This is a genomic window from Umezawaea sp., assembly GCF_036375055.1.
Lineage (GTDB): Bacteria > Actinomycetota > Actinomycetes > Mycobacteriales > Pseudonocardiaceae > Umezawaea.
Map to the genome: position 1 here is coordinate 1 of NZ_DASUSQ010000029.1, position 12,121 is coordinate 12,121.

At 74.4% G+C, this 12,121-nt stretch carries 2 protein-coding genes and 1 pseudogene; all 3 read right to left on the bottom strand.

Annotated features, from left to right (window positions below):
• Window positions 1–4,698 (bottom strand): beta-ketoacyl synthase N-terminal-like domain-containing protein (locus VFZ92_RS09690; protein ID WP_330875497.1); only part of this gene is annotated, 4,698 nt, incomplete at its 3' end.
• A gap of 52 nt (window positions 4,699–4,750) precedes the next feature.
• Window positions 4,751–5,974, bottom strand: coding sequence for an NAD(P)/FAD-dependent oxidoreductase (locus VFZ92_RS09695; protein ID WP_330875498.1), 1,224 nt, complete (start codon window positions 5,972–5,974; stop codon window positions 4,751–4,753).
• A gap of 1 nt (window position 5,975) precedes the next feature.
• Window positions 5,976–12,092: pseudogene (locus VFZ92_RS09700) on the bottom strand (SDR family NAD(P)-dependent oxidoreductase); the annotation flags it as partial.
• Window positions 12,093–12,121 lie beyond the last annotated feature (29 nt).

The following is a 12,121-nucleotide window of genomic DNA, read 5'->3' on the forward strand; positions in this document are numbered from 1 at the left end:
CACCGGCTGCACCACATCGACCCGCTCCAACGCCTCCGCGTCCGACAGAGCCGCGATCAAGTTCCAGTCGACGAACTCCGCCAACGCCCCCGCGCACTCCGCCATCCGCGCCGCGAACACCGGGGAGTGCTCCAGCAGCTCCACACCCATCCCGACCCACTGCGCCCCCTGACCGGGGAACACGAAGGCCACGCGGTCGTCCACGTCCGCGTCCGCGCCGGTGACGACCAGCCGCGCCGGATCGCCCGCGGCGAGCGAGCGCAGCCCCTCGGTCGGGTCCGCGACCAGCACGGCGCGGTGCGCCAGCGCCGCACGGGTGGTCGCGAGCGAGAAGGCGACGTCCGCGGGGTCGTCCTCGGAGGTCGTCACGTGCTCCAGCAACCGCGCCGCCTGGCCGCGCAGGGCGTCCTCGGACGCGGCCGACAGCAGCCACGGGGCGGGTGCCGCCGCGCGCGTCCGCGGGGTCGGAGAGGGCTCCTCGCCCTGTTCCAGGACGACGTGCGCGTTCGTGCCGCTCACGCCGAACGACGACACACCCGCGCGTCGGGGGCGTTCGACGGACGGCCACGGGCGGGTCTCCGTGAGCAGTTCCACCGCGCCGGCCGACCAGTCGACGTGCGGCGTCGGCTCCACCACGTTGCGGGTGCTCGGCAGGACGCCGTGCCGCATCGCCATGACCATCTTGATCACGCTCGCGACACCGGCCGCCGCCTGGGCGTGGCCGATGTTGGACTTGACCGACCCCAGGTACAGCGGCGTGGACCGGTCCTGGCCGTAGGTCGCCAGCAGCGCCTGCGCCTCGATCGGGTCACCCAGCCTCGTCCCGGTGCCGTGCGCCTCCACGGCGTCCACGTCCGACGTGGACAGACCGGCGTCCGCCAGCGCCTGCCGGACCACCCGCTGCTGGGACGGACCGCTCGGCGCGGTCAGCCCGTTGGAGGCGCCGTCCTGGTTCACCGCCGAGCCGCGGATCACGGCCAGCACCTCGTGGCCGTTGCGGCGGGCGTCGGACAGCCGCTCCAGCACCAGCATCCCGGCACCCTCGGACCACCCGGTGCCGTCGGCCGACGACGAGAACGACTTGCAGCGGCCGTCGACCGCCAGCGCGCGCTGGCGGCTGAACTCCACGAACACCGACGGCGTCGCCATGATCGCGACACCACCGGCGAGCGCGAGCGAGCACTCGCCCCGTCGCAGCGCCTGCGCGGCCAGGTGCAGCGCCACCAGCGACGACGAGCACGCCGTGTCCACGGTGACCGCGGGACCCTCGAAGCCGAACGAGTACGAGATCCGACCGGACAGCACGCTGCCCGCGGTGCCGGTGCCGAGGTACCCCTCCAGGCCGTCCGGCACCCGCTCCAGGCCGGTGGCGTAGTCGTGGAACATCATCCCGGCGAACACCCCGGTCCGACTGCCGCGCAGCGAGGTCGGGTCGATGCCCGCGCCCTCCACGGCCTCCCACGAGGTCTCCAGCAGCAAGCGCTGCTGCGGGTCCATGGCCAGCGCCTCGCGCGGCGAGATCCCGAAGAAGGCGGCGTCGAACTCCGCGGCGTCGTGCAGGAAACCGCCGTGGCGGGTGTGCGACGTGCCCGGCCGGTCCGGGTCGGCGGCGAACAGCGCCGCGAAGTCCCAGCCGCGGCCCGTCGGGAACTCCGACAGCGCCTCCTCCTCCGCGACGACGAGCCGCCACAGCTCCTCGGGCGAGGAGATGCCGCCGGGGTAGCGGCAGCCCATGCCGACGATCGCGACGGGCTCGTCGACCTCACCGCGGACCGGCTCGGTCGGCGTCGGTTCCGCCGCCCCGCCGAGGACCTCGGCGAGCAGGTGGTCGGCCAGCGCGGCGGGCGTGGGGTGGTCGAACGCGACCGTCACCGGCAGCGCCAAGCCGGTCGCGGCGGTCAACCGGTTGCGCAGCTGCACGGAGCTGAGCGAGGTGAACCCCAGCTCGGAGAACGCGCGCCCGCCCGGCAGGTCGTCGGGTGAGGCGTAGCCGAGCAGGCCCGCGACCTCGGTGCGCACCAGGTCGACGACGACCCGCCGGGCGCGGGCGTGGGGCAGGTCGGCGATCCGGTCCAGCAGCGGGGAGTCGGCGGACTCCGCGGGCACCAGGGCGCGCAGCGCGGCGGGAACGTCCTGGCCGCGCAGCGCGGAGGTCGTGAGCGCCAGGGGGACCAGCACCGCGTCGTCGGCGGAGCGGGTCGCGTCGAACAGCGCGAAACCCTCCCCCTCGGACAGCTCGGCGACGCCGAGCCGCTTCAGCCAGGCTCGGTCGCCCTCCCCGGTCGGGGAGCCGCCCGCCCAGGGGCCCCAGGCGATCGACACGCCCGCGAGCCCTTCGGCGCGGCGGTGGCGGACCACGGCGTCGGCGTAGGAGGCGAACGCGGCCCGCCGCGCGAAGCCCGGCGCGCCGAGGACACCCGCGGCGGAGGAGAACACGACGAAGGCGGACAGGTCCAGGCCGCTGGTCAGCTCGTGCAGCGACCACAGCTCGTCCGGGTCGGTGCCGGTGTGCACGACGGCTCCCGGCCGGTGCCGCTCGACCAGCGCGGCCCACTCGTCGGGCCCGCCGCGCACCACCTCGCGCACGCCGTGGTTGGCGGTGAGGTGGGCCACGACGGCGTCGGCCAGGTCGCCGGTGACCAGGACCGGTTCGGTCAGGGCGGCCACCGCCGCCTGCCCGGAGGAGGACGCGCGCACCAGGCGGGGCGCGAACACCCTGCCGCCGCGGGCGGCCAGTTCCGGCTCCCCGGCCGCGACCGCGGAGCACACCGCCGCCAGCGACGCCTCGTCGTCGTCCACGTCCGCCATGGCGAAGCGGCCGGGGTACTCGGCCATCGCGGTGCGCAGGACGCCCCACGCCGCCGTGTGCACGGGGTTGGCGCCCAGCGGCGCGAGCAGCGGGCCCTGCGTCACCAGCAGCAGGCGCGCGGTCGGGAACCGGTCGTCGTCGAGCCACGCCCGCACGACCTCGTCCACGGCGGCGACCACCGCGCGCACGTCGGTCCGCTCCGGCACGAACGACGTGACCACGACGGACGGGTCGGCGTCGAGACCGACGACCCGCTCGACCCCCAGCCGGTCCTCGCCGAGCACACCGGCCCGCACCGGGGTCGGCGCCACGTCCACCGGCACCCAGTCGTGGCGGAACAGCCACTCGCGCCGGGCCGCCGTCGTGGCGAGCAGGCGGGCGGGCTGGTCGAGCAGCGCGAGCCGCCGCACCTTGCCGGAGGCGGTCCTCGGGATCGACGCGACCTCGTAGACCTCCTCGGGAACCTTGTGGTAGGCCAACTGGTCGCGGCAGGCGGCGAGCAGCGCCTCCGGGTCGAACCCGCCGGGCACCACGTACACGGCGGGCACCTCGCCCAGCACCTCGTGCGGGCGGGCGGCCACGGCCACGTCGACCACGCCGGGCACGGTCCGCACCACGTCCTCGACCTCGGCGGGGTGGATGTTCTCCCCGCCGCGGATGATCAGCTCCTTGATCCGGCCGCTGATCGTCAGGTAGCCGCGCTCGTCGCGCCACGCCAGGTCGCCGGTCCGGTACCAGCCGTCCGACAGCGCCTCAGCGGTGGCCTCCGGCCTGCCGTAGTAGCCGAGCATCACGGTGGGTCCGCTGACCCACACCTCGCCCTGCGCGCCGGGGGCGACGTCCTCGCCGGTGTCCGGGTCCACCACCCGCACTCCGAGCCCCGGCACCGGCAGGCCGCACGAACCCGCGACACCCACCTCCTCCGGGCGGTTCATCGTGATCGCGCCGCTGGTCTCGGTGCTGCCGTAGCTGTCGACCAGCGGCACCCCGAAGCGCTCGTCGAAGGCGTTCTTGAGCGACGCGGTGGCGACCGCGCCCGTCACCAGGCACGCCCGCAGGGACGGGGCTTCGAGGCCGCCGTCCTCCGCGGCGCGCAGCAGGTGGTGGAACATCGTGGGCACGCCGACGAGGAACGTGAACGTCTCGCGCCGCACCAGGTCGAGCACGTCCGCCGCGGCGAAGCCCGGCAGGAGCCGGGCGGTGGCGCCGGTGGCCACCACGCCGTGCACGCACAGCACGTGGGCGAGCGAGTGGAACAGCGGCATGGGCCACAGCACGGTGTCCTCCTCGGACAGACCGAGCACCGGCGCGTAGCAGGCCGCCACCGACCACAGGCAGTTGCGCTGGGTCGAGAGCACGCCCTTGGGTTCGCCGGTGGTGCCGGAGGTGTAGAGCATCCACGCGACCTCGTCGAGCCCGAGGTCGTCGCGGGCCCGCGACGACGGCTCGGTGCTCGCCAGCTCCTCGAACCGGGCGAACCCGTCCGGCGCGTCGGCGCCGACGACCACGACCAGCACCTCGGGTGCGAGCCGCAGCACCCGGTCGACGTGCGCCCGGTCGGTGAGCACCGCGGACGCGCCGCTGTCGGCGAGGACGTGGGCCAGCTCCCGGTCGCCCGCGCGGGGGTCGACGGGCACGCCGACCGCCGCCGCGCGGTTCACCGCGTAGTAGGACTCCAGGGTCTCGACGCGGTTGCCGAGGCAGATGAGCACGCGGTCGCCGCGCTGGACGCCCAGTGCCACCAGGTGCCCCGCGACGCGCCGGGTGCGTGCTTCCAGGTCGGCGTAGCCCACGGCGCGGTCGCCGTCGGAGAAGGCGACCTTGGCGCCCAAGCGAACGGCCTGGTCGCGCAGCGTTTCGGACAACGGCCGGATCAACTCAGTGCGCAACGCCCAACCTGCTCTCTGGAGAATCTTTTCCTTGCTGCGGAACGACTTCGACTCAGGCCGCGGCCGACGTGCCGGGCCGGGCGCCACGACCGGGCGGCAGGTCTCCGTTCAGGAAGTTGCTGCAGTTCTTGATGTTGGCGCGCAGCATCTTCGTGGACTGGAGCCCGTCGCGGGTCGCCTTCAGCAGCAGCAGCAGGCTGTTGCTGTGGCGCAGCATCTTCGCCCGGCCGAGCACCTTGCGGGCGTACGGGCGGCGGGCCTGCTCGTAGGCCCGCAGCGCGGCGACGGGGTCGCCGTCGCCGACGAGGGTGCGGCTGAGCACCCACGCGTCCTCCAGCGCCTGGTTGACCCCCCAGCCCGCACGCGGCGGGATGGCGTGCGCGGCGTCGCCGACCATCGTGATCGGCCCCCTGCCCCACACCTTGGGCACCTTGTGCGTGGTGTGCGGCGCCTCGGCGATGTCCTCCTCGGTGAGGAGGTCGAGCAGCGACGACACGGGCTTGGCCCAGTCGCCGAAGTCCTGGCGCAGCCGCTCCAGCCGCTTCCCGGTGTCGACCGGGTGGACCAGGTCCGCGCCGGGGGGCGGGACGTGCTCCAGGCCGTTGGAGAACGGGACCTCGAACGACCAGTGGATCAGCCCGTCCCCCGCGGGGTGCAGGGTGCACAGGCCCTTCTTGCCGTAGAACGTCGGCACCGCGTGCACCGCCCCGAGGTCGAGCGGGAGGGTCGTCGTGCCGTGCCACGAGGCCAGGCCCGTGTACTGGGCGTGGTCCTCGCCGAACAGGTGCGTCCTGACGACCGACCGGTAGCCGTCCGCGCCGATGAGCACGTCCCCCTCGGTGACCGTGCCGTCGGCGAAGGTGACCTCGACCGACCTCGCCCCGCGCGGTCCCTTGTGGACGATGCCCGTGCACTGCTTGCCGGTGCGGAGCACGCCGTCCGGCAGGGCGGCGGCGAGCCGGTCGACGACCTGGCCGCGCATGACGCCGATGCCGGGCGAGCCGAACTCGCGGGCGATCTCGGAGAGGTCGGTGCGCATCAGCGGTGTGCCGTCGTTCGCCCAGACGTCCGCGGTGTCGATCCGGGTGCCGAGCCCCTCCAGCGGGATTCCCAGCTCACCCAGGATTCCCGTGCCGTTGTGCCAGATCAGCACGCCGTTGCCGCCCGCGCGCAGCAGGTCGCCGCGTTCGTACAGCTCGACCTCGTGCCCCGCCGCGGACAGGCCGACAGCGGAGGCGATGCCGCTCACGCCCGCGCCGATGATGATGATTCTCATGTCACCCCTCGTAGGAATTCTGCGAAAGCCAGTCGTGCACCGCGGTCGCGGTGGGCTCCGAGGAGCTCTCCAGGATGGTGAAGTGGTCGCCGGGGACGTCCAGGGTCACGTGCGGCAGCTCCCAGGACGCCTGCCACCCCGCGTGCGCCGGGTCGTCCAGCTCGGCCGAGTACGGTTCGGTCGCCCTCACCAGCACCGTCGGGGTGGTGATCGGCTTGGGCTGCCAGCCGGTGAAGGCCTCGTGGTAGCGGCCCATCGCGGTCAGCCTGGTGTCGTCGCGCAGCTCGTAGCCGCGCTCGCGCTCCGCCACCGCCCGCGTCAGCGTCGTCTCCAGCCACGGCTGCCTGCGGATCACGTCGGGTGAGTAGCTGTCCAGCAGCAGCACCGCCGCGGGCTGGACCCCCATGTCCTCCAGGCGTTTCGCGACGGCGAACGCCAGCATCCCCGACGCCGACCGGCCGAGCAGGACGAAGGGCTCGCCGTCGGCGCACCGCCGCGCGGCCTCCGCCTGGAGGCAGACCAGCGCGTCGAGCGACTCGGGCAGGGGCTCGCCGTCCAGGTAGCCGGGTTCGGGCAGCGCCCAGACGTCGCGCAGGCCGCGCAGCGCCCCGGCGAACCGGCTGAACTCGTGGGGCCCGGACACCGCGCTGAACCCCGGCAGGCAGAGGATCCGCTCGGGAGCGGAGCCCTCGGCGAGCCGGACCGGCGGCGGCACGTGCGCCTCCGCCGTCACCACGTCGAAGTCGGGCCGCAGCCGTGCCGCCGCCTTCACCAGGTCCAGCGCGGCACCGAACTTGCCGTCGGCGCACGCCTGCCAGTACAGCGCGCCGATGGACCCCGACCCCTCCTCCGGCGCGGCGAACGCCCCGGCCAGGTGAGCGGCCAGGCCGGTGACCGACGGCTGGTCGAACACCAGCGTGGGCGGCAGGGTCAGGCCGGTGGCCTTGGCGAGCCTGGTGCGCAGCTCGGTCGCGGTCAGCGAGTCGAAGCCCAGCTCCAGGAACCCGCGTTCGGGGTCGAGGTCGTCGGGCGAGGCCAGTTCCAGCACCGCCGCCGCCTCGGCCCTGACCAGGTCGAGCAGCAGGTCCGCCCGCTCCCGCGGGTCCGCGCCCAGCAGCTCGTCCCGCACCGAACCCGACACCGCCCGCACCGCGCGCCGCACCGGGGCCGACCTCGGGGCGGCGGGCTCCGCGACGGGCAGGTCCTCCACGGCCCGCACGCCGAACTCCACGGCGTCGGCCGTGAGCACGGGCGCGCCCGTGTGGTCCAGCGCCAGCAGCCCGTCGCGGTCGGACAGGCTGACCGACAGCGCGGTGGCACCCGTGGCGACCAGCCGCACGCCGCGCCACGCCACCACGTCCAGCCGCTCGAACAGGGCGGGGTGGAGCCGGAACCCGTCCACGCCAACGCCCTCGGGCACGGCGACCTCGAACGGCGGGAGCCACGCGGCGTCCCCGGCCTCGGAGGTGCCGCCGCTGCCGAGGACACCGGTCGCGTTGCGCACCCACCCGTCCCCGGCGCGCGAGGAGATCGTGAGCACGCGGTCGGCGTCGACCCGCACCTGGACCGCGGCCCGCGCCGCGAGCGGCCGGTGCACGACCAGTTCGGTGATCACGTCGCACCCGACCTCGTCGGCCGCGCGCCACGCCAGTTCGAGGGGCACACCGGCTCCCGGCAGCGACACCGAGCCCTGGAGCAGCACGCCGTCCTCACCGGCCAGCACGACCGGCGCGTCCAGGTCGACGCCCGAACCCCCACCGCTCAGCCAGAACCGCTGGTGCGCGAAGGCGTACGTCGGCAGCTCGACCCGGCGACCGCCGGTGAAGTCCCACTCGACGGGCACGCCGTCCACGTGCAGGGCGGCCAGTGCCGTGACCAGCGAGCGTTCCTCGGGCTTGTCCTTGCGCAGCACCGGCGCGACCACGCGGATGTCCGGCGCGCAGTCCCGCACCATCGCGGTGAGCACCCCGTCCGGGCCGAGTTCCAGCACCCGCGCGACACCCAACCCGGCCAGGGTCGTGACGGCGTCGAGGAACCGCACCGGCCGGCGGACGTGCCGCACCCAGTACTCCGGCGAGCACAACTCCTCCGCCGTCGCCGGGGCGCCGGTCACGGTGGACACGATCGGGATGACGGGCTCGGCGAACTCCAGACCGGCCACCACCGCCCGGAAGTCCTCCACCACCGGTTCCATCAACCCGGAGTGGAACGCGTGCGACACCCGCAGCCGACGGGTCTTCGCGAAGTGCGCGGCGACCGCGAGGACGGCGTCCTCCGCACCCGACACCACCACGGACTCCGGGCCGTTCACGGCCGCGATGTCCGCGCCCTCAACCAGGTGAGCCAGCACCTCAGCCTCCGACGCCCGCACCGACACCATCGCCCCACCCGGCGGCAGGGCCTGCATCAGCCGACCCCGCGCCGCCACCAGACGAGCCGCATCGGCCAACGTCAACACACCGGCCACGTGCGCCGCGGCGATCTCACCGATCGAATGCCCCACCAGGTAATCCGGCCGCACACCGAACGACTCCACCAACCGGAACAACGCCACCTCAATGGCGAACAACGCGGGCTGCGCGTGACCGGTCTCGTCGATCGACCAGTCCCCCACGTCGAAGTGCGACCACACCTCGTCGAACGCCGACGCGAACACCGGGAACACCTCGTACAGCTCACGACCCATCCCGAGCCGCTGCGCACCCTGACCCGTGAACGCGAACGCGACCTGGCCGCTGCCGGTGCGGCCCTTCGCGACGACCTCGCCGTCCACGACCACGGCCCGGTGGTCGAACACCGCGCGCGTGGTCGCCAGCGTGAAGCCGACGTCCAGCGCCGGGGCGTCCACCGCCCGCAGGCGCGTGACCTGCTCGTCCAGCGCGTCCGGGCTCTTCGCGCTCACCAGCCACGGCACCAGGCCCGACCGGACCGGGTCGCCGTCACCGCGCGGCTCCGGCTCGACCGCTTCGAGGATCACGTGGGCGTTGGTGCCGCTGATCCCGAACGACGACACACCCGCGCGCACCGGACGTCCCACCGACGGCCACGGACGCGGCTCCGTCAGCAGTTCCACCGCACCGGCCGACCAGTCCACCTGCGGCGTCGGCTCGTCCACGTGCAACGTCGCAGGCACCACACCGTGCCGCATGGAGAGCACCATCTTGATCACACCCGCCACACCCGCGGCGGCCTGAGTGTGCCCGATGTTCGACTTGATCGACCCCAGGTACAGCGGTGTCGACCGGTCCTGCCCGTAGGTCGCCAGCAGGGCTTGGGCCTCGATCGGATCACCCAACCTGGTGCCGGTGCCGTGCGCCTCCACCACGTCCACGTCCGACGTGGACAGACCAGCGCTCGCCAGCGCCTGCCGGATCACCCGCTGCTGCGAGGGCCCGTTGGGCGCGGTCAGGCCGTTGGACGCGCCGTCCTGGTTCACCGCCGAACCGCGCACCACCGCCAACACCTCGTGGCCGTTGCGGCGGGCGTCCGACAACCGCTCCAGCACCAGCACGCCGACGCCCTCGCCCCAGCCGGTTCCGTCCGCCGACGCGGCGAACGCCTTGCACCGCGAGTCCGGCGCGAGCCCGCGCTGGCGGCTGAAGTCCACGAACGGCTCCGGGCTGGTCATGACGGTCACGCCCGAGGCCAGCGCCATCGTGCACTCGCCCTGCCGCAGCGACCGCGCCGCCCAGTGCATCGCCACCAGCGACGACGAGCACGCCGTGTCGATCGTGATCGCCGGGCCCTCCAGCCCGAAGGCGTAGGACACGCGGCCGGACACCACGCTGGCCGAGTTGCCCGTGCCGAGGTAGCCCTCGACGCCCTCCGGCGGGCTGTCGACCCGTGCGGCGTACTGGGAGCCGTTGGTACCGGCGAACACCCCGGTCCGGCTGCCGCGCAGCGCGGCGGGGTCGATGCCCGAGTTCTCGAACGCCTCCCACGACGCCTCCAGCAGCAACCGCTGCTGCGGGTCCATCGCCACGGCCTCGCGCGGCGAGATCCCGAAGAACCCCGGATCGAACTCGGCCGCGGTGTGCAGGAACCCGCCCCGCCGCACGTAGGTCTTGCCCGCCCGGTCCGGGTCGGGGTCGTACAGGTCGTCGACGTCCCAGCCCCGGTCGGTCGGGAACTCCGTGAGCGCGTCCTCCCCGGAGACCAGGAGCTGCCACAGGTCCTCCGGCGACCGCACCCCACCGGGGAACCGGCAGCTCATGCCCACGATCGCGACCGGCTCGTCGGTGACGGCCGCGGCGGTCTCGACCGCGACGACCTCGTCCTGCCCGCCCAGCTCCTCGCTGAGCCGCCCGGCCAGCACGACCGGTGTCGGGTAGTCGAACACCAGCGTGGCGGGCAGCCGGAGCCCGGTGGCGCCGAGCAGCCGGTTGCGCAGCTCGACCGCGGTGAGCGAGTCGAAGCCCAGTTCGGCGAACGCCCGGTCCGGCGCGACCTCGTCCACCGTCGAGTGCCCGAGCACCTCGGCCGCGCAGGTCCGCACGAGCGCGAGCAGGTCGTCGAAGCCGAGCACCTCGCCGGACGGCTCGTCCGCCGGGGCCTGCGGAACCAGGTCCCGCAGCACCGCCGGAACGGGCTGGGTGAGCCGCTCGACGTCCAGGCGCATCGGGACCAGCACCGCGTCCGCGCGCCGCAGGGCGGCGTCGAACAGCGCCATGCCCTGCCGGGCCGACAGCGGTCGGACCCCGCCGCGCGCCATGCGCTGCACGTCGTGCTCGGACAGCCTGCCGCCCATGCCCGCGTCCCACAGGCCCCACGCCAGCGACACCGCGGGCAGGCCGCGCGTGCGGCGCAGGTGCGCCACCGCGTCCAGGAACACGTTGGCGGCGGCGTAGTTCGCCTGGCCGGGGCCGCCGAACGTGCCCGCCGCGGCCGAGAACAGCACGAACTCGGCCAGGTCGAGCCCTTCGGTCAGCTCGTGCAGGACCAGTGCGGCGTCGACCTTGGCCCGGAAGACCCGGTCGACCTGCTCGTCGGTCAGGGCCGTGACGACGGCGTCGTCGGTGACGCCCGCCGCGTGCACGACCGCGGTCAGCGGGTGGTCGGCCGGGATCGCGGCGAGCACGTCGGCGAGCGCGGCGCGGTCGGCGACGTCGCACGCCACCGAGACGACGTCGGCGCCCAGCCCGGTCAGCTCGGCCTCCAGTTCCGCCGAACCGCCTCGGCGGCTGACCAGGACGAGCCGTCGCACACCGCGTTCGGCGACCAGGTGCCGGGCGACGACGGCACCGAGCCCGCCGGTCGCACCGGTGAGCAGCACCGTCCCGTTCGGGTCGATCTCCCGCGCCGCGCCGCTCTCCTCCGCCCGCGCGAGCCGGGGTACGAACACCTGGCCCGCGCGGACCGCCACCTGCGGCTCGTCCGACGCGAGCGCGGCACCCGCGTCGGTCGCGGGGTCGTCGACGTCGACCAGCACGAACCGGCCGGGGTGCTCGGACTGCGCCGAGCGGACCAGCCCCCAGACCGCCGCGGTGACCGGGTCGACGTCCTCGGCGGCCGTGACGGCGACCGCTCCGCTGGTGACGACGACGAGGCGCCGGGTGGACGTGGTGTCCTCCAGCCACGACCGCACCAGGGCCAGCACCCGGTGCGTCACCGCGCGCACGGCCGCGGCGTCCAGTTCGGTGCTCGGCTCGACGAACTCCACGTGGTCGTCGGAGCGGGGAACCCCTCCGGACAGCGGCAGCGGCGTCCAGTCGACCCGGAAGACGTGGCCGTCCAGGGGTTTCGGCCGCGAACCCGCGTCGAGCCAGAACCGCTGGTGCGCGAAGGCGTACGTCGGCAGCTCGACCCGGCGACCGCCGGTGAAGTCCCACTCGACGGGCACGCCGTCGACGTGCAGGGCGGCCAGTGCCGTGAGCAGCGACCGCTCCTCCGGCCGGTCCTTGCGCAGCGCCGGGACCACCACGGCAAGTTCGGGCGCGCAGTCCCGCACCATCGCGGTGAGCACCCCGTCCGGGCCGAGTTCCAGCACCCGCGCGACACCCAACCCGGCCAGGGTCGTGACGGCGTCGAGGAACCGCACCGGCCGGCGGACGTGCCGCACCCAGTACTCGGGCGAGCACAACTCCTCCGCCGTCGCCGGGGCGCCGGTCACGGTGGACACGATCGGGATCGTCGGGTCGGTGAAGGACA

What these genes read in the sequence shown, in the direction of transcription:
- VFZ92_RS09695 (WP_330875498.1), bottom strand. Translation starts at nt 5,974, where the DNA reads ATGAGAATCATCATCATCGGCGCGGGCGTGAGCGGCATCGCCTCCGCT.